The sequence below is a fragment of the Streptomyces sp. NPDC047974 genome (genome assembly GCF_040653375.1).
In the GTDB taxonomy this organism is placed as follows: Bacteria; Actinomycetota; Actinomycetes; order Streptomycetales; family Streptomycetaceae; genus Streptomyces.
Genome location: NZ_JBEZNU010000010.1, coordinates 246,532 through 263,948, shown reverse-complemented (window position 1 = coordinate 263,948; position 17,417 = coordinate 246,532). Strand labels below are relative to the sequence as shown.

General features: G+C 71.7%; 15 protein-coding genes. 5 read left to right on the top strand and 10 right to left on the bottom strand.

Annotated features, from left to right (window positions below; genetic code table 11):
* Window positions 1-64: 64 nt before the first annotated feature.
* The gene (pyk, locus tag AB0E19_RS17360; RefSeq protein WP_362180094.1) at window positions 65-1,495 is read left to right on the top strand and encodes a pyruvate kinase; all 1,431 of its coding nucleotides are present in this window, start codon (window positions 65-67) and stop codon (window positions 1,493-1,495) included.
* 94 nt (window positions 1,496-1,589) lie between these two features.
* Here pyk and AB0E19_RS17355 read toward each other — a convergent pair whose 3' ends face one another.
* The 4 genes from AB0E19_RS17355 to AB0E19_RS17340 form a co-directional block, all read right to left on the bottom strand.
* On the bottom strand, window positions 1,590-2,972 hold the full coding sequence (locus AB0E19_RS17355) for a hypothetical protein (RefSeq protein ID WP_362180091.1): 1,383 nt from the start codon (window positions 2,970-2,972) through the stop codon (window positions 1,590-1,592).
* Window positions 2,962-3,528: a DUF6114 domain-containing protein gene (locus tag AB0E19_RS17350; RefSeq protein WP_362180088.1), complete on the bottom strand. Its 567-nt coding sequence runs from the start codon at window positions 3,526-3,528 to the stop codon at window positions 2,962-2,964. Before AB0E19_RS17350 ends, AB0E19_RS17355 begins: the two co-directional genes overlap by 11 nt.
* 105 nt (window positions 3,529-3,633) lie before the next feature.
* Window positions 3,634-4,296 (bottom strand): DUF6230 family protein, encoded by a 663-nt coding sequence (locus AB0E19_RS17345; protein ID WP_362180085.1) that lies wholly within the window; start codon window positions 4,294-4,296, stop codon window positions 3,634-3,636.
* 627 nt (window positions 4,297-4,923) lie between these two features.
* The gene (locus tag AB0E19_RS17340) at window positions 4,924-5,892 is read right to left on the bottom strand and encodes a tetratricopeptide repeat protein (RefSeq protein WP_362180082.1); all 969 of its coding nucleotides are present in this window, start codon (window positions 5,890-5,892) and stop codon (window positions 4,924-4,926) included.
* A 252-nt stretch (window positions 5,893-6,144) separates the two neighbouring features.
* Between AB0E19_RS17340 and AB0E19_RS17335 the strand changes: the two genes are divergently transcribed.
* The gene (locus tag AB0E19_RS17335) at window positions 6,145-6,777 is read left to right on the top strand and encodes a TetR/AcrR family transcriptional regulator (RefSeq protein ID WP_360602037.1); all 633 of its coding nucleotides are present in this window, start codon (window positions 6,145-6,147) and stop codon (window positions 6,775-6,777) included.
* Window positions 6,778-6,786: 9 nt separating this feature from the next.
* Window positions 6,787-7,206 (top strand): PPOX class F420-dependent oxidoreductase, encoded by a 420-nt coding sequence (locus AB0E19_RS17330; protein ID WP_362180077.1) that lies wholly within the window; start codon window positions 6,787-6,789, stop codon window positions 7,204-7,206.
* Between the two features lie 64 nt (window positions 7,207-7,270).
* Here the strand turns inward: AB0E19_RS17330 and AB0E19_RS17325 are convergent, their stop codons facing one another.
* The 4 genes from AB0E19_RS17325 to AB0E19_RS17310 form a co-directional block, all read right to left on the bottom strand.
* Window positions 7,271-8,971, bottom strand: coding sequence for a methylmalonyl-CoA mutase family protein (locus tag AB0E19_RS17325; protein WP_362180075.1), 1,701 nt, complete (start codon window positions 8,969-8,971; stop codon window positions 7,271-7,273).
* A 72-nt stretch (window positions 8,972-9,043) separates the two neighbouring features.
* Window positions 9,044-9,376, bottom strand: coding sequence for a DUF3817 domain-containing protein (locus AB0E19_RS17320; protein WP_362180072.1), 333 nt, complete (start codon window positions 9,374-9,376; stop codon window positions 9,044-9,046).
* A gap of 44 nt (window positions 9,377-9,420) precedes the next feature.
* Window positions 9,421-9,930 (bottom strand): MarR family transcriptional regulator, encoded by a 510-nt coding sequence (locus AB0E19_RS17315; protein WP_362180069.1) that lies wholly within the window; start codon window positions 9,928-9,930, stop codon window positions 9,421-9,423.
* Window positions 9,931-9,939: 9 nt separating this feature from the next.
* Window positions 9,940-11,424: an MFS transporter gene (locus AB0E19_RS17310; protein ID WP_362180066.1), complete on the bottom strand. Its 1,485-nt coding sequence runs from the start codon at window positions 11,422-11,424 to the stop codon at window positions 9,940-9,942.
* 77 nt (window positions 11,425-11,501) lie between these two features.
* Here AB0E19_RS17310 and AB0E19_RS17305 point away from each other — a divergent pair, with 77 nt between their 5' ends.
* Together AB0E19_RS17305 and AB0E19_RS17300 are read left to right on the top strand one after the other, a co-directional pair.
* Window positions 11,502-12,497 (top strand): DUF5937 family protein, encoded by a 996-nt coding sequence (locus AB0E19_RS17305; protein WP_362180063.1) that lies wholly within the window; start codon window positions 11,502-11,504, stop codon window positions 12,495-12,497.
* Window positions 12,498-12,561: 64 nt separating this feature from the next.
* Entirely contained in the window at window positions 12,562-13,584 is a 1,023-nt protein-coding gene (locus AB0E19_RS17300) for a glycoside hydrolase family 6 protein (RefSeq protein ID WP_362180060.1), read from the top strand.
* A gap of 9 nt (window positions 13,585-13,593) precedes the next feature.
* Here the strand turns inward: AB0E19_RS17300 and AB0E19_RS17295 are convergent, their stop codons facing one another.
* Entirely contained in the window at window positions 13,594-15,561 is a 1,968-nt protein-coding gene (locus AB0E19_RS17295; RefSeq protein ID WP_362180057.1) for a kelch motif-containing protein, read from the bottom strand.
* Between the two features lie 3 nt (window positions 15,562-15,564).
* Window positions 15,565-17,403, bottom strand: a complete 1,839-nt coding sequence (locus tag AB0E19_RS17290; protein ID WP_362180054.1) for a cellulose synthase catalytic subunit — start codon at window positions 17,401-17,403, stop codon at window positions 15,565-15,567.
* Window positions 17,404-17,417: the final 14 nt, after the last annotated feature.

Here is a 17,417-nt window from a genome sequence, read left to right as displayed (position 1 = left end):
GCCCATTTGTACTTTCCGCCAGCCGGAATATTCCGCAGTGAAACAAACCGATAGGATCCGCCTCATGCGCCGTTCCAAAATCGTCTGCACGCTGGGCCCCGCCGTCGACTCGTACGAGCAGCTGAAGGCTCTCATCGAGGCCGGTATGAACGTGGCCCGTTTCAACATGAGCCACGGAACCCAGGCAGAGCACCAGGAGCGGTACGACCGTCTCCGCAAGGCCGCCGCCGACACCGGCCGCGCCATCGGTGTGCTGGCCGACCTCCAGGGCCCCAAGATCCGTCTGGAGACCTTCGCCGAGGGTCCGGTCGAGCTGGTCCGAGGGGACGAGTTCACCATCACCACGGAGGACGTCCCCGGCGACAAGTCCATCTGCGGCACCACCTACAAGGGCCTCCCGGGCGACGTCTCCAAGGGCGACCAGGTCCTCATCAACGACGGCAACGTCGAGCTGCGGGTCGTCGAGGTCGAGGGCCCCCGGGTCAAGACCGTCGTCATCGAGGGCGGCGTGATCTCCGACCACAAGGGCATCAACCTGCCCGGTGCGGCGGTCAACGTCCCGGCCCTCTCCGAGAAGGACGTCGAGGACCTCCGCTTCGCCCTCCGGATGGGCTGCGACATGGTCGCCCTCTCCTTCGTCCGCGACGCCGCCGACGTCAAGGACGTCCACAAGGTGATGGACGAGGAGGGCCGCCGGGTCCCCGTCATCGCCAAGGTCGAGAAGCCGCAGGCCGTCGAGAACATGGCCGAGGTCGTCGCCGCCTTCGACGCGGTCATGGTCGCCCGCGGCGACCTCGCCGTCGAGTACCCCCTCGAACGCGTCCCGATGGTGCAGAAGCGCCTCGTCGAGATGTGCCGCCGCAACGCCAAGCCGGTCATCGTCGCCACCCAGATGATGGAGTCGATGATCACCAACTCCCGTCCGACCCGCGCCGAGGCGAGCGACGTCGCCAACGCGATCCTGGACGGCGCGGACGCGGTCATGCTCTCCGCCGAGTCGAGCGTGGGCGCCTACCCGATCGAGACCGTCAAGACGATGTCGAAGATCGTCGCCGCGGCCGAGGAGGAGCTCCTCTCCAAGGGCCTCCAGCCCCTGGTCCCCGGCAAGAAGCCCCGCACCCAGGGCGGCTCCGTCGCCCGCGCGGCCTGCGAGATCGCCGACTTCCTGGACGGCAAGGCCCTCATCGCCTTCACCCAGTCCGGCGACACCGCCCGCCGCCTCTCCCGCTACCGCACCCAGCAGCCGATCCTCGCCTTCACCACCGACGAGGGCACCCGCAACCAGCTCACCCTGAGCTGGGGCGTCGAGTCCTTCCTCGTCCCCTTCGTCGACAACACCGACGCGATGGTCGACCTCGTCGACGCCGAGCTCCTCAAGCTCCAGCGCTACAACGCGGGCGACACCATGATCATCACCGCCGGCTCCCCGCCCGGCGTCCCCGGCACCACCAACATGGTCCGCGTCCACCACCTGGGCGGCGGCGAGGGCGCCTGACGCCTCGCCGCTGACGCCGTGACACGACGACGGCCTCTCCTCCCGGCTGGGAGGAGAGGCCGTCGTCGTGTGCGGCTCCCGGAGTGGTTCGGGGTCAGCTCGGCTCGATGGTGTTGCGGAGGTCCTCGACCTTGAGGGTTCCGCCGAACTGGCCGGCCTGCTTGAGCTTGACGTTGCTGAAGAAGACGGCCGGGAGGTCCAGCGGCGGCGGGGACTCGGGGCCGAAGGTGATCGGGATGATGCCGAGGAGGTTGCCCTTCAGCTCCTCCGTGTACATCGTCACCGTGCCGTCGGTGATCGTGGAGGTCGAACCGCGCTTGGAGCGGACGTGGGCCTCACGCCCCTCGGAGTGCTCGGTGATCTGGTGCAGGTCCTTGATCCCGACGTAGGTCGCCGTGAACTTCAGGACCTTCTTGACCTTGCCGCCGTACGTCTTCACCTCGACGATGCCGTGGTACTTCAGGCCGCTGAGCGTGAGCAGCGAGGACTCCAGGCGCCACGGCTCGTCCGGCAGCAGCGGGATGCCGGGCTCGACCTCGGCGGCGGCGAGCGCCGCGTCGTCGCGCTCGGGGCACGGGAATCGGGGCTTGGCGCCGTCGGGTATGTCCGTGTCCGGCTTGGCCTCCAGGCCCTGCGCGCTCTTCGGCAGCTCCTGGACCTCCACGCCGGCCTTCTCCGCGGCCTCCTTGATGGCGGCCTTGGTCTCTTCGGCCTTCGTGTCCGCTGCCGTCGTGTCCGTCGTACCGGACTTCGCGGTGTCGGTCTTCGTGGTGTCGGACTTCGCGGTGTCGGTCTTCGGGGCGGGCGCCTCGGTGGCCGGGGCCTGCGTCTCGTCCGCCGCGGCCGCCTTCTGCTGCGGGGCGGCCGTCGTCGCCGAAGGCGTCGGGGTCGGAGTCGCGGTCGGGGTCGCCGTGGGCTCCTGCTCCGGGGCGAGCCCGCCGAAGAAGTCCTTGAGGGCGTCGCCGACTCCCAGCGGGTCGAGCGGGTTGACCGACTTCGTGGGCGTGGGCGTGGCCGTGGCGGTGGCGGTGGGCGCCGCCTCGGCGGCCGCCGCCTGGGCGCCGCCCTGGACCGCCGTGGTGGCGGACGGGCTCGCCGTCGCGGTGGGCGTGGCGGTCGCGGACGGGGTCGCCGTCGGCTCCCCGGTCGGCTCGGCCGGCTCGGTGGCCGTGGCCGTCGCGGTCGGCTCCGGCTTCGCGGTCTCGGTGGCCTTCGCCGTGGGCGTGGCCGTCGTCTCCTCCGCCACCGGCTCGTCGGAGCGGGTCACACAGGGGCCGGGCGCGAAGGGGACGTCCTTCTCGTCGGCGAGCGCGGGACTGGGCGCGAGGCCCATGCCCATGAGCACCGCGGTGGGCATGGCGGCGAGCGCCATCGCCTTGCCCGCCGGGCCCTGGATCCTGTTCAGCAGCGTCTTGCGAGGGGCCGCGTGGCGCGGTCCGCTCCTCCCGAGGCCCTGCTGGGTCTCGTCACCCCGCACTGTTCCTCCCGCCGTTGGCGTCGATCGTCGTGTCGGTCGCCGGTCCGTGCGCCTGCTCGGGGACTCCGGCCGCCATCACGGCCTCGGTCCCGGCCTCGGGGGCGTACGCGGTCTCCTCGGAGGCCACCGGCTCACCGTCGTGCTCCGCGTCGTCGGTCTCCTCGACCGGCGGGGCGGGTGCCCAGGCCGCGGACATGCCGCCGCCGATGAGGCTGAACAAGAACCCGATGACGAGACCGCCGAAGTTCGACACGGGGATGGAGACCAGGCCGAGCACGATCGTCGCGACACCCGCGAAGACCCGGACGACGGGCTGGAACCACATCGTGAGGCCGAGTGTGAAGAGCAGGACGCCGATGATCAGCGCACCGGCTCCGGCGGTCGTGGCCATGGCCAGGGTCATGTTGCCGAGTCGCACGTCTCCGTACGGGAGGTAGGCGATCGGCAGGCTGGCGAAGATGGTGAACAGGCCCGCCCAGAAGGGCCGGGTCTGCCGCCAGACCTTGAACCGGTTCTCCTTGCGGACTTCGTGGGAGGCAGGGGTCTCGGCGCTCATGGAAAACAGCTCCCTGGAAGCGGTGTTGCTGAGAAAGTGAGAAGACCGGGGCGGCCCCGGTGAAGGTGCGGGCCGCCGGAACGGCCCGCACCCCGCAGGACCAGGTCAGCCCTGGAAGCACTCCTTGTCCGTGCCCCGGTGCAGGGACAGGTTCAGGTCAGGGAGCTTGAAGGTGCCGGCCGTGGTGGCCCACGCCTTCTGCTTGACGTTGGTCAGCGTCGCGGTCTCGGCGCGCTGGGCGAAGCCGTACGGGCTGGCCTGGGTGTTGGGCTGGATGCCCTGGCGGCCGGACGGCTTGCCGTCGGGGCCGTGGTCGAGGGCGCCCGCCGCGATGCCGATGTCGATGTTCGAGAACTCGGCGTCGGCGTCGAGGTACGAGACGTCGAGGTAGAGCTCCTCGGCCTCGACCTTGGTCCCCTCGTTACCGGCCTCCAGGCGCAGGGTGATGTTCCCCAGGCCCGGGACGGGGGTGACGACGGACTGGCACATGTTGGTGATCTTGGCCGTGTCGAAGCCGGAGACCGCGACCGGGGCGGCGAACGGCTCGCCCTTGAGGTCCTTGGCCTTGTTGACACTGCCGTACTGGACGAACTGGGTGCCTTCGAGCTTGTCCGTCGCGACCTTGAACTCCTGGCCGGAGATCGCGAAGGACGCGGCGAGCGCACCCTGGGCCAGGCCGACACCGATCGCGGCCGTGGCCGCCAGGCTCGGGACCATGACGACGGCGAAACGCTTCCATCTGGTCCCGCCACGAACCTGGGACTTCATGAGAATCCTCCTTCTCGGACGTACATCTCCAGGAGGGCCCGGGGCCCGGCCTGGGATGGGAGAAGAGCTACGTCCTCGGGAAGGAGAGCGCCGAAGCGTCAGGAGGCGCGACGCGCGTCCGAATCACCGGCGATCACCCCCGAGCGACAACCATGTGCCGCGCGTGCGCACGGCCCGGTGGACAGGTCCTGCCCGGTGGGAGCAGGAACCCCCCTGTCCGATGACCGGTCGCCTGGGGCGTCCGGTCCGCCCGGTGGGGACCCTCGCCGTGCGTCCTGGCGGTTGCCGGGGCGTGCGGTTCGGACCGAGCGTGGCCGATCGTGGTCCATTCCCGGCGCCCGCACAAGGGGTTCATTACTCGCTAGTAACGGATGCGTGACCACGCCATGGCGCGATGCCGCCACCCGGGTACGCAGGGTGGGGGTGCGTGGTGCGGAAAATCCGCTTATGTGAAGGCGAACCCGGACAGACCCACGGGTTCGATTTACTGCAAGTAACAGCGGCCGCGTTTATCAAGATTTGGTAAAGCGCGGCCGCCACTTGTCACCGTGTCGCCAAATCGCCGGACGATCCGGCGGCTTTTCCCGCTCTGAGCAGGCGCTTAGTCCCTGCCCCGGAATTCAGGGGTCAGAACAGCACCCGGGCCAGCGCCTGGCGGGCCGCGATCACCCGCGGGTCCTCCGGGCCGATGACCTCGAACAGCTCCAGGAGCCGCAGCCGCGCCGCGTCCCGGTCGTCGCCGAAGGTGCGGCGCACGGTCTCCACGAGCCGCCCGAAGGCGTCCTGGACGTGACCGCCCACCAGGTCCAGGTCGGCGGCGGCGATCTGCGCGGCGACGTCCGCCGGGTTGTCCGCCGCGTTCTTCCGGACCGTCTGCGGGTCCATGCCCTGCACCCGGCCGAGCAGTTCCGCCTGGGCGAGGCCCAGCTTGGCCTCGGGGTGCTCCGGGTCGTCGGCGAGGACGTTCTTGTACGCCTGCACCGCGCCGGCCATGTCGCCCGCGTCCAGCGCGGTCGCGGCCGCCTCCAGGAGGGCGTCGTACGGGCCGGCGACCTGCCGGTCGGCGGGCTCGGCGCCCTCGGCGCCGGTGTCCACGGTCAGACCGGTCAAACCGAACCGCTCCTCGCCGATCTGGATCAGCTGGTCGAGGGTCTCGCGGATCTGGGCCTCCGGCACCGCGCCCTGGAAGAGGGGCAGCGCCTGGCCGGCGACGACCGCGAAAACGGCCGGAATTCCCTGGATGCCGAACTGCTGCATCAGCATCTGATTGGCGTCGACGTCGATCTTCGCGAGGAGGAAACGGCCGTCGTACTCCACGGCCAGCCGCTCCAGGAGCGGGCCCAGCTGCTTGCAGGGCTCGCACCACTCGGCCCAGAAGTCGAGGACGACCGGGACCTCGGCGGACCGCTGGAGCACATCGCGCTCGAAGCCCGCCTCGTCGACGTCGATCACGAGGGCGGAAGGCGGCACCGCCGCGGGCCCGCCGTGGCGCGCGGCCTCGGCGCGCGCCTGCTCCGCCTTCGCCTTGGCCTCTCCGGCCGCCTTCACCGCGGCGAGGTCGACGACGCCGCTCATGGACATGTTTCGGGGCTGCATGAGTACATCCTCCCCCCTCCGCGCACGGATTCGTTCAGCCGTGGCTGAACAGCACCCCCCGCCGGGGGCGCTCACCTCTCGCCAGGTCCCCACCCGGCGTCCTGCATGGTTGTCGCTCGGGCCGCTCAAAGCCTTTCGCTACGGGTCGTAGCGTAATGGCCGGGGCCTGGGCGGAGGGGAGCCGTACGCCGTGAACTGCCTCACATCACGGGCCTCTGGCGCCGAACCTACCGGCGGGTATGGTCGTCGTTCATGTGTAGCCGCACCACCCCCCGCAGCACCCGTACCGGCCGCCCCCGCTCCACCGAGGCCGACGAGGCCATCCTGGAGGCGACCCGCGCGGCCCTGGTGGAGCTGGGCTGGTCCAAGCTCACGATGGGCGACGTCGCCACCCGCGCCGGGGTCGCCAAGACCACCCTGTACCGCCGCTGGGCCAACAAGAACGAACTCGTCGTCGACGCCGTCGCCGTCCTCTTCGATGAACTCGAACTGCCCGACCTGGGTTCCCTCCAGGCCGACATCGCCCATGTCGTCCTCCAGTTCGCGACCCTCCTGGAGCGCCCCGAGACCCAGACGGCGCTGATGGCCGTGGTCGCCGAGTCGACGCGGGACGTCCCGCTGCGCGAGCGGATCCGCGCCTCGATCGTGGACCGCCAGAAGCGGCTGGTGCTCGACGGCCGGCGGCGGGCGCAGGAGCGCGGCGAACTGCCCGCGGACCCCGACCCGGTGACCGTGGACGCCATCGACGACCTGATCTTCGACGTGGTCGCCGGCGCCGTGGTGCACCGCGCGCTGGTGAGCGCCGAGCCGGTGGACGCGGCCTGGGTGGACCGGCTCTCCGCGCTGCTGATGGGCGGCCTGGGCGCGGTGGCGACGCTCGGCTAGCGTGCCCGCATGACCTCCCGTACAGACATGCGCCTTTCGGCGGCGGTACGCGCGCTGCTCGACGACGTGAACCACGCCGTGCTGTCCACGATCCAGCCGGACGGCTCCCCGCAGTCCTCCGTGGTGTGGGTGGGCCGGGACGGCGACGACGTCCTGATCTCCAGTCAGGCCGGGCGGCGCAAGGTGGAGAACGTCCGGGCCGACGCCCGGGTCTCGCTCACCCTCCTCGACCGCCGCGACCCGGACCGCTACACGGAGATCCGCGGCTCGGCGACGGTCGCCGAGGACGAGGGACGGGTCCTGGCGGTGGCGCTGGCGGAGAAGTACGAGGGCGAGGGCGCCGGGCAGGAGTATCGGGACCTGCCGCCGGAGCGGGTCCGGGTGACGCTCCGGATCACCCCGGCGAAGGTGCTGGGCTCGGTCCGCTGACGCGTGCGGCCGAAGGGCCGGTACGGAGTCCCGTACCGGCCCTTCGTGCTGTCGCCGTACCGGCTCAGAAGCCGGCGGGCTCCACGTACACGCCCCACTCGTCGCGGAGCACGTCGCAGATCTCGCCGAGGGTGGCCTCGGCGCGGACCGCGTCGAGCATCGGCGGGATCATGTTGGAGCCGTCCCGGGCCGCCGCCAGCATGGCGTCGAGGGAGGCGCGGACCTTCGCCTCGTCGCGCCGGCCCTTGCGCTCGCCGAGGACCCGGACCTGCTCCCACTCGACCTCGTGGCTGACCCGCAGGATCTCCAGGTCGCCGGTGACCGAGCCGTGGTGGACGTTGACGCCGACGACGCGCTTCTCGCCCTTCTCCAGGGACTGCTGGTAGCGGAAGGCGGACTCGGCGATCTCGCCGGTGAACCAGCCGTCCTCGATGCCGCGCAGGATGCCGGAGGTGATCGGGCCGATCGGGTGCTGCCCGTCCGGGTGGGCGCGCAGGCCGCGCTCCTTGATCTGGTCGAAGATCTTCTCGGCGTCGGCCTCGATGCGGTCGGTGAGCTGCTCGACGTACCAGGAGCCGCCCAGCGGGTCCGCGACGTTGGCGACGCCGGTCTCCTCCATCAGCACCTGCTGGGTGCGCAGCGCGATCTCGGCGGCCTGCTCGCTGGGGAGGGCGAGGGTCTCGTCGAGGGCGTTGGTGTGGAGGGAGTTGGTGCCGCCGAGGACGGCGGAGAGGGCCTCGACCGCGGTCCGCACCACGTTGTTGTACGGCTGCTGGGCGGTGAGGGAGACGCCGGCGGTCTGGGTGTGGAAGCGGAGCCACTGCGCCTTGTCGGTCTTGGCGCCGTAGACCTCCTTCATCCAGCGGGCCCAGATGCGGCGGGCCGCGCGGAACTTCGCGATCTCCTCGAAGAAGTCGAGGTGCGCGTCGAAGAAGAAGGAGAGGCCGGGGGCGAAGACGTCGACGTCGAGGCCGCGGGAGAGGCCGAGCTCGACGTAGCCGAAGCCGTCGGCGAGGGTGTACGCCAGCTCCTGCGCGGCCGTCGCCCCGGCCTCGCGGATGTGGTAGCCGGAGACGGAGAGCGGCTTGTAGGCGGGGATGCCGGCCGCGCAGTGCTCCATCAGGTCGCCGATGAGGCGCAGGTGCGGCTCGGGCGGGAAGAGCCACTCCTTCTGCGCGATGTACTCCTTGAAGATGTCGGTCTGGAGCGTGCCGTTGAGCACGGCCGGGTCGACGCCCTGGCGCTCCGCGGCGACCAGGTACATGCAGAAGACGGGGACGGCGGGCCCCGAGATCGTCATCGACGTGGTCACGTCGCCGAGCGGGATGTCCTTGAAGAGGACCTCCATGTCGGCGGCGGAGTCGATGGCGACGCCGCAGTGGCCGACCTCGCCCAGCGAGCGGGGGTCGTCGGAGTCGCGGCCCATGAGGGTGGGCATGTCGAAGGCGACCGAGAGCCCGCCGCCGCCGGCGGCGAGGATCATCTTGTACCGCTCGTTGGTCTGCTCGGCGTTGCCGAAGCCGGCGAACTGGCGGATGGTCCAGGTGCGGCCCCGGTAGCCGGTGGGGTGGAGTCCCCGGGTGAAGGGGTACTCGCCGGGCCAGCCGATGCGCTCGAACCCCTCGTACGTGTCCCCGGGCCGGGGCCCGTAGACCGGCTCGACCGGGTCCCCGGAGAGCGTGGTGAAGTCCGCGTCGCGCTTGCGGGCCTTGTCGTAACGGGCCTGCCAGCGACGGCGGCCTTCCTCGATGGCGTCAGCGTCCATGCCTTCGAATTTACTAGGACGTCCTAGTAAATGTCGATGAGAAACCCCCGCACAGTTGTGCGGGGGTGAGTCTCAGGCGTTGGCCGGAACCGGCTGCGCGCCGCTGACCAGCGGCTTCACCTCGGCGACGACCTTGCGCTCGACGAAGAAGGCGGCGAAGGGGATCGTGCCGGAGAGCAGCAGCCACACGATCTTGCCGAACGACCAGCGGGCCTTGGAGCCCAGGTCGAAGGCGAAGACCAGGTAGATGATGTACAGGACGCCGTGGGCCTGGGAGACCGCGAAGGTCAGGTCCTCGCCGGTGTCGAAGCCGTACTTGGCGACCATGCAGCCGCAGAGGATCAGGAGCATGACGGCGGTCACGTACGCCATCACGCGGTAGCGGGTCAGCACGCTGGATTTCATGCCGTCGAGCGTAACCGCCCGTTCCGGGGCGATCTTCGCTGGGGTCAGCCCTCGTCGAAGTCGTGCGCCGCGACCCGCAGCGGGCGGAGCATCGCGAAGATCTCGGCGCACTCCTCGGCGTCGTACGCGCCGAGTCCGAACTCCATCTCCATCAGGTCGCGGGTGGCCGCCTCGACCACCTCGCGGCCCTTCTCCGTGATGGAGGCGAGGGTGCCGCGCCCGTCGTTGGGGTTGGGACGCTTGGCGACGAGGCCCGACCTCACCAGGCGGTCGACCGTGTTCGTCACGGACGTGGGGTGGACCATGAGCCGCTCGCCGATCTTCGACATGGTCAGCTCGCCCTCCTTGGAGAAGGTGAGCAGCACCAGCGCCTCGTACCGGGCGAAGGTCAGCCCGTACGGCTTGACCACGGCGTCCACCTCGCCCAGGAGGATCTGGTGGGCGCGCATGATCGAGGTGATCGCGGCCATCGAGGGAACCGGACCCCAGCGCTTCTGCCAGAGCTCGTCGGCGCGGGCGATGGGGTCGAACGGGAGACTCAGCGGCTTCGGCACGCGTCGACCTTACCGATTGGTCACATGACGGTCAGCCCCGTCTCGCTCTTCGGTCGCGAGCAGGACACCGAGGGTCAGGACGGCGAGCAGGCCCGCGCCGACGACCACCAGATGGACGGGGACGAACTCGGCGACCAGGCCCGCGCCGGCCATGCCGACGCCCTGGACGGTCATCATGCCCGCCGTCATGAGGGTCATCGCCCTCCCCCGCCGCTCCTCGGGGACGGCGGCGACGAAGCGGGCGTCGAGACCGAGGGTGTACGCGCCGGCGGCACCGGCCGCCACGAGCGCGAGCGCGGCGAGCACGGGGCCGGGGCGGAGCGCGTACACGAGGAAGGGGAGGAAGCCGGCGAGGAGGAGGGGGGCGACGAGCCGGACCCGGGTGGCGGGGCTCAGGAGGGCGCCCGCGAGGAGCTCGCCGGCGATGGTGCCGACGGGCATGGCGCACATGAGCAGGCCGAGGGCGACGGTGGAGACGCCGAGCCCGTCGGCGTAGGGGGCGGCGAGCGCCTCGGGGACGACGACGAAGAGCGGCGGCACCCAGAAGAGCAGCATCAGCCGGCGGATCCGGCGGTCGCGCAGCAGGGACCAGGTGGCGCCGACGCCCTCGCGCCGTTCGGCGGCGCGGGCCGGGCGGCGGGCGGTGCCGAGGCGCAGCAGCAGGGCGGAGAGGAGGAAGGTCGCGGCGGTGAGCGCGATGGCGCCGCGGGCGGGGACGACGGTGAGCAGGACGCCGCCGACGCCGAAGCCGGCGAGGAGGGCGGACTGGGAGACGATCCGCAGGAGCGAGCGGCCGAGGACGAAGAGGTCGCCGTCACCGAGGATGTCGGCGAGCGTCGCCATGCGGGTGCCCTGGAAGACGGGCGCGACGGCGGCGACGGCGCAGCGCAGCACGAGCAGCCCGGCGACGGGGGTGGCGGGCACCACCATGAGCGCGACGGCCCCGGCGCAGACCAGGTCGCAGACGACGAGCACCCGGCGCGGCGGATGCCGGTCGGCGAGCCCCGCGAGGAGGGTGCCGCCGAGGAGGTAGGGGAGGAAGCCGAGGGCGAAGGTGAGGGAGGAGAGCAGCGGGGACCGGGTGAGGTCGTAGACGAGGACGGTGAGCGCGATCTCGCTGACGACGAGCCCGAGCAGCGAGAGCAGATGCGCCCCGAACACCCACCGGAACTCCCGGACCCGGAAGACGGCGAGGTAGCCGGGGGTCGGGCCGGCGGGGGCGGGCGCGCCGGGCTCGGGGGCGGGGGCGGGGGCGGACGCCGAGCCGGCGGGGCCAGGCACGGCCGGGGAGCCGGGACCGGGTCCGGGCGGGGAGCCGGGGCCGGGCACGGGCACCGGGGCCGGGGCGTGGCCGGGCACGGGCGGGGCGCCGAGACCGGGTCCGGGCGGGGAGCCGGGGCCGGGCACGGGGGCCGGGGCGCGGCCGGGCACGGGGGCGGGTTCCGTGGCGGTGGTGCCGGGTTCGGGGGCGGCAGGGGTGTCGGTCGGGGCCATGTCCGCAGCCTGGGGGGCGGTCTCGCGCCCGCCTAGACTTTCGGGTCCAGCCGAATCTTCGCGTCTCCGGAGGGGCCGTGCCCTACCACCTGCTCTTCGGGGAGTCCGATCCGCTGCGGATCCGGTTCGCCGTGTCGCCGCTCTGGGAGACGCAGTCGGCCGTGCGGGTGCTCGCGCGGCCCCGGCAGCAGGGGTACCACCTGCCGTGGCTGCGGCGGATCGCCGGGGCCGCGCGGGAGCTGGACCTCGCGCCGCTCCAGCTGCTGATGCCGGAGCGGGGGCACTCGCCGGACTTCCTGTATCCGCCTCCACTGGGACCCGCCGCCGCCTTCGAGGAGGAGCTGGCCGCCGTACGGGCCGTCGATCCGGCGCTGGTCGGGCCGGATCTCGCACGGGCCCTCGCCTGTACGCCGGGGGCGGCCGGGAGCGCCGAGGGGCGGCGGCTGCTCAAGGATCCCGCGGCGTCCGTCGTGCGGCTCGCGGAGCTGCTCCGGTCCGCGTGGGAGGCGCTGGTCGCACCCGAGTGGCCCCGCCTGCGGGCGCTCCTGGAGGCGGATGTGGCGTACCACTCGCGGCGGCTCGCGGAGGGCGGCCTGGAACGGCTGCTCGGCGAGCTGCACCCGTCCTTCTCGTGGGACGCGGAGGCGGGGGTCCTGGAGGTGGGCGCCTATCGCGGGGAGCACGTGCGGGCGCTGGACGGGCAGGGGCTGGTGCTGATGCCGTCGGTGTTCATCTGGCCGGAGGTGATCAGCGGTTTCGACGAGCCGTGGCAGCCGACGGTGGTGTACCCGGTGCGCGGCATCGGCGGGCTGTGGACGGAGTCGCGGGAGCGGACGCCGGAGGCGCTGGCGCGGCTGCTCGGGCCCGTGCGGGCGGACGTGCTGTGCGCGCTGGACGAGCCGATGGGGACGACGGCGCTCGCGCACCGGCTGGGGCGGGCGCCGTCGTCGGTCTCGGCGCACCTCTCCGTGCTGCGGGACGCGGGGCTGCTGACCTCGCGGCGTTACGGCCACCAGGTGCTGTACGAGCGGACGCCGCTGGGGATCGCGGTGTCGCAACCGGACGTCGACTGACCGTCATGTCACGATACGTCCCGTTGGTTCCGCCATGCCCCGTGTTGCCGACCCTGGGGGCCGGATGTCCCGCCGTACCACCGTCACCGCCGTCGTCCTCGCCGCCGCCCTGCTGCTGACCGGCAGCGGCTGCTCCTCCGACGAGCCCGCCCGCTCCCCCGTCGGCCCGCCGGCCGCGACGAGCGGCGAGGCGCCGGCGCCGACCGGCGGTTCGCCGTTCTGGGTGGACCCGGAGAGCGACGCCGCCCAGCAGGTCAGGCGGTACGAGGCGCAGGGCCGCAGCGACGACGCCCGGGTGCTGAAGCGGATCTCGGAGCAGCCGGTCGCGGACTGGCCGGCCGGGGACGACCCGGCGCCGGAGATCCGGCGGGCGGTGTCCGGGGCGACGGCCGAGGACCGGACGGCGGTCTTCGTGGCGTACAACATCCCGCACCGCGACTGCGGGATGTACTCGGCCGGCGGGGCGCGGGACGGGCAGGCGTACCGGGCCTGGGTGGACGCCTTCGCCTCGGCGATCGGGGACGCCTCCGCGGTGGTGGTCCTGGAGCCGGACGCGGTGCCGCACATGGTGGACGGCTGTACGCCGGGGCAGTACCACGAGGAGCGGTCGGTGCTGCTCTCGGAGGCGATCGAGCGGCTGAAGCGGCAGCCGGGCACCCGGGTCTACCTGGACGCGGGGAACCCGGCGTGGATCGACGACCCGGGGAAGCTGGTGGAGCCGCTGCGGCGGGCCGGGATCGCCCGCGCGGACGGCTTCTCGCTGAACGTGTCGAACTTCCAGGAGACCTCGGTGGTGCGGGACTTCGGGGCGACCCTGTCGGGGCTCCTCGGCGGGATGCACTTCACCGTGGACACGAGCCGGAACGGTGCCGGCCCCCTCCCGGGGGACCGGGCGGAGGCCTGGTGCAATCCGCCGGGCCGGTCCCTCGGCGTGCCGCCGACGGACCGGACCGGGGACGCGCTGGTGGACGCGTATCTGTGGATCAAACGTCCGGGGGATTCGGACGGGCAGTGCCGGGGCGGGCCGGCCGCGGGGACCTGGTGGCCGGAGTACGCCCTCGGCCTGGCCCGCCGCGCCGGCTCCTGACGTCCTCCTCTACGCTCCCCCGACCTGGATCCACTTCGCCTCGGAGGGGATGCCCGCCTCGTCGGTGACGAAGAGCATGTACCAGCCGGGCGGGACGAGGGTGCGGTCCTCGGGGGCGTCCACGGTGACCGTGAGCCCGTCCTTGCCCCTGGTCAGCTCCAGCGCCACCGAGCGCTGCTCGACGTCCGTGGTGTGGGTGACGGCGCTGGGCCGCATCAGCCGGGCCTTGGCGATCCGGCCGGCGTCCTTGGTCTTGAAGGTGGCCCGGCCGTTGCGGTCGAGCTCCCTGGGGCCCTCGCCGAGCGCCGGCCGGTCGGCGCCGGCCTTGTGGAGGTAGGGCGGGGTGAAGACCTCGATGCGCTGCTCGAAGGTGCCGAGCTTGGTGTTGTCCTTGTCGTCGAAGAGCGGGTCGGAGCCGAAGGTGGCGACCCGCCCGTCGGGCAGCAGCAGCGCCTCCGAGTGGTAGTTGCGGCCGACGGTGGGGTCGGCCGCCGCCGCGAAGGCGTTGGCGGCGGGGTCGTAGAACTGCGCCTTCAGGATGTCGCTGCCGCTGCGGCCCCGGTAGTCGCGCGAGCCGCCGGTGGTGAAGACGGTGTCGTCGGGCAGCAGCACGCTGCTGAGGTAGCGGGTGCCCTGCGGGAGCGCGGGGCCGTCCCGGAAGGCCGGGCTGTCGGTGTTCAGGTCGACGATGGAGGTGCGGGCGGTGGACTTGGCGGACTCTCCCACCCCGCCGCCGCCGAGGACCATCACCTTCTGCGCCTGCGCCGGGGGCAGGATCAGGGAGGCGGAGGTCTCCAGCTGGTCGGGGTCGGTGAGGCCGGTCAGGGGGGTGAACTTGTTGGTCTTCAGGTCCCACAGGCCCGGCGCCCGGCCCTTGTCGGCGGGGCCGTAGCCGGCGTTGGAACCGGTGTAGAGGAGCTTGCCGCCCTTGGTGAGGAAGAGCGAGGGGTAGGTGGGGAAGTAGCGGAAGGGGCCCTTGGTCCACTTCTTGGTCTTCGGGTCGTAGATCTCGTTGTCGCCGGGGACGACGTCTCCGACGTCGTTGAGCCCGGAGACGGCGAGGACCTTGCCGTCCTGGAGGCCGACCAGGGTGGGGTACCAGCGGGCGTCCTTCATGGGGGCGACCGGGACGTACTTCTCCGCCTTGGGGTCGAACTCGTAGGCGGCCTTGATCCCCTGGAAGTCCTGCTTCTCGGTCGTGAGCTTCTGGGCGAGGCCGTAGACGTCGTCGGCCTGCTTGCCCTTGAGGCCGACGACCTCGTACTGCGCGGCCTCGGTGGTGAGGCCCTGCGGGCCCTGCTCGACGGCCTCGACGAAGACCCGGGCCTCGGCCGCGGTCACCTTCGTCTTCCACGGCTTCATCTGGCCGCTCTTGAAGTACGAGATCTCGAACTCGCGCTTCGCCTTGGGGACGGTGACGTCGGTGGTGGAGACGTACTCGACCCCGGACGGGGAGCGGAAGCGGGTGCCCTTCTTCAGGGTGACGGCCTTGTCCGGGCTCTCGTTCTTCACCCGCATGCCGCCGCCGGCCTTCGTCACCCCGCCGTCGAGGACCTCGTAGCGGGCGGTGCCGCCGGCCACCAGGAGCCGTCCGTCGGGCAGTTGGCTGTGGCCGGCGCAGAAGAAGTCCTCGGGGGTGGGGACCTTCTTGAAGGTGTTCTTCACCGGGTCCCACAGGACGGTGTCGAAGGTCCCGGCGTCGAAGTTCTTCTGGTCGTTGCCGGAGCCGGCGATCAGCAGCACCTTGCCGGTGTGCAGGAGGGCGGCGTGGATGGCGTTGATCCGGGCCCCGTCGGGGAACGAGATCCCGCCCCAGGAGCCGTACTTCTTCTTGTAGCCGGGCTGGGCGATCTTGTACGCGTGGTACTTCTCCGAGGCGAAGGAGACGGCCGCGGGCGCGTTGAGCGCCGCGAGGACGAGGACGGCGCCGCTGCCGAGCAGGGTCTTCTTGAACTTCTTGGACGGCCGGTAGGCCATGGATCAGTTCCCTCCGGTCGTCGTGGGCGCGGTGGTCGCGGGCGGGTGCGGGGGCAGGGGCGGGAACTGCGGCAGCGGCGGTACGGTGCGCAGCTCGATCGCCGTGCGGGCGATGGTGAGGCGGCGGTCGCGGGTCCGGGCGCGGGCCCGTTCGCGCAGCGTCCGGGCGCGCCGGTCGCGCAGCAGGCTCCAGGCCCACACGGTGACCGGGGCGAGCGTGATGACGAGGGCGAGGACCGCCCAGGTGCGCATGGCGGCGTGGGTGTGGTCGAAGTGGACCGAGGCCGCCAGGGAGGCGACGAGGACGACCGCCCAGTAGAGGTGGATGCGGAAGGTGAGGACGCGGTCGGGGCTGGCGGAACCGCCCTTGGGGGTGACGACGAAGCGGCCGCGGGTGCGCAGGAGCGCGGAGCCGAGGGACTTGAGGTAGACGGGCGCGGAGAGCGCGGACATCACCATGCCGGCGAGGCCGCCGGAGCCCTCGGGTTCGTGCGGGGAGACGTTGTGGCGGCGGTTCCAGAGGTAGAGGCCGATCTGGAGGGCGACGGCGTCGCTGTAGATCATGAGCCAGACCTGGGAGGAGACCTGGGTGCCGGAGGCGCCGAGCCACAGGTAGAGGACGCAGCTGAGGATGCCGAGCAGCCAGTTCACGGCCGTCATGGGGTAGTAGACGAGCATGAGCGTGTAGTTGAGGAGGCGGCCGGGCGGCATGCTGAACGGCGCCTTCCAGTACTGCTTGAGGATCGTCTCGTACGTCCCCCGGGACCAGCGGAGCTGCTGGGTGAAGAAGTCGGTCCAGGAGGCCGGGCCCTCGCCGACGGCGAGGACGTCGGGGGTGTAGACGGAGCGCCAGCGCCGTCCGGTGGCGGGGTTCTTGCGGCGGTGCAGCTCGAAGCCGGTGGCCATGTCCTCGGTGATGGAGTCGTAGAGGCCGCCGACCTGCTTGAGGGCGGAGATCCGGACGACGTTGTTGGTGCCGACGAACATGGGGGCGCGGTAGCGGTTCCCGGCGCGCTGGATGAGCGCGTGGAAGAGGAACTGCTGGGACTCGGCGGCCTTGGTGACGGCGCCGGTGTAGTTGCCGTAGACCTGGGGGCCGACGACGAAGGCGACGTCGGGGTCGCGGAAGTAGCCGAGCATCCGCTCCAGGAAGTCCGGGAGCGGGACGTGGTCGGTGTCGACGGAGGCGAAGCAGTCGTAGGCGTCGCCGTGCATGGCGATCCAGGCGTTGTAGTTGCCGTGCTTGGTCCTCGCCTTGTGGACGCCCTTCTTCCGGTTCCACTCGGGCACGCCGGCCCGGGTGAAGTGGCGGACGCCGAGTTCGGCGCAGAGGGCCTTGGCCTCGCCGCTGTCGCCCTCGTCGAGGAGCCACACGTGCAGGGTGCCGTCGTGCCGGATGCGGACGGCGGCCTCCAGGGTGGCCCGCACCATGGCGAGGGGTTCCTTGCCGGGCACGTAGGTGGTGAGGAAGGCGACCCGGGTGCCCTTCTCCGGGTACACCGGGACGGGGTCGCGGGCGACCATGGTGGCGTGGGCGATCGAGGTGACGTTCACCAGCATGAAGAAGCAGATGAGGCCGATCGACACGAGCATCACCGTGTCGTACGGCACCCGCCAGGTGTCGTCGCCCTCGCGGACGGTCCAGTGGGTGGGCCAGACCAGGTAGGCGAGGAGCACCGCGGAGAGCAGCGGCGCGAGTGCCATGAGGAGGACGGCTCGTATTCGGTGCGGTTCCTTCGAGAGCAGACTCGTGTACTGCACCTGGTACTCCGCCGTGTCCGGTTCCGTGAGGGGACCGGCGAGTCGGCTGTAGGTGTCGTAGTCGTAGCCTCCCGGCCGCACGGTGCCTCCAGCTG

Excerpts from the sequence above, each read along its gene's own strand:
- pyk (WP_362180094.1), top strand. The coding sequence starts at position 65 with ATGCGCCGTTCCAAAATCGTCTGCACGCTGGGCCCCGCCGTCGACTCG.
- AB0E19_RS17350 (WP_362180088.1), bottom strand. The coding sequence starts at position 3,528 with ATGAGCGCCGAGACCCCTGCCTCCCACGAAGTCCGCAAGGAGAACCGG.
- AB0E19_RS17345 (WP_362180085.1), bottom strand. The coding sequence starts at position 4,296 with ATGAAGTCCCAGGTTCGTGGCGGGACCAGATGGAAGCGTTTCGCCGTC.
- AB0E19_RS17340 (WP_362180082.1), bottom strand. The coding sequence starts at position 5,892 with ATGCAGCCCCGAAACATGTCCATGAGCGGCGTCGTCGACCTCGCCGCG.
- AB0E19_RS17335 (WP_360602037.1), top strand. The coding sequence starts at position 6,145 with ATGTGTAGCCGCACCACCCCCCGCAGCACCCGTACCGGCCGCCCCCGC.
- AB0E19_RS17330 (WP_362180077.1), top strand. The coding sequence starts at position 6,787 with ATGACCTCCCGTACAGACATGCGCCTTTCGGCGGCGGTACGCGCGCTG.
- AB0E19_RS17325 (WP_362180075.1), bottom strand. The coding sequence starts at position 8,971 with ATGGACGCTGACGCCATCGAGGAAGGCCGCCGTCGCTGGCAGGCCCGT.
- AB0E19_RS17320 (WP_362180072.1), bottom strand. The coding sequence starts at position 9,376 with ATGAAATCCAGCGTGCTGACCCGCTACCGCGTGATGGCGTACGTGACC.
- AB0E19_RS17310 (WP_362180066.1), bottom strand. The coding sequence starts at position 11,424 with ATGGCCCCGACCGACACCCCTGCCGCCCCCGAACCCGGCACCACCGCC.
- AB0E19_RS17300 (WP_362180060.1), top strand. The coding sequence starts at position 12,562 with ATGTCCCGCCGTACCACCGTCACCGCCGTCGTCCTCGCCGCCGCCCTG.
- AB0E19_RS17295 (WP_362180057.1), bottom strand. The coding sequence starts at position 15,561 with ATGGCCTACCGGCCGTCCAAGAAGTTCAAGAAGACCCTGCTCGGCAGC.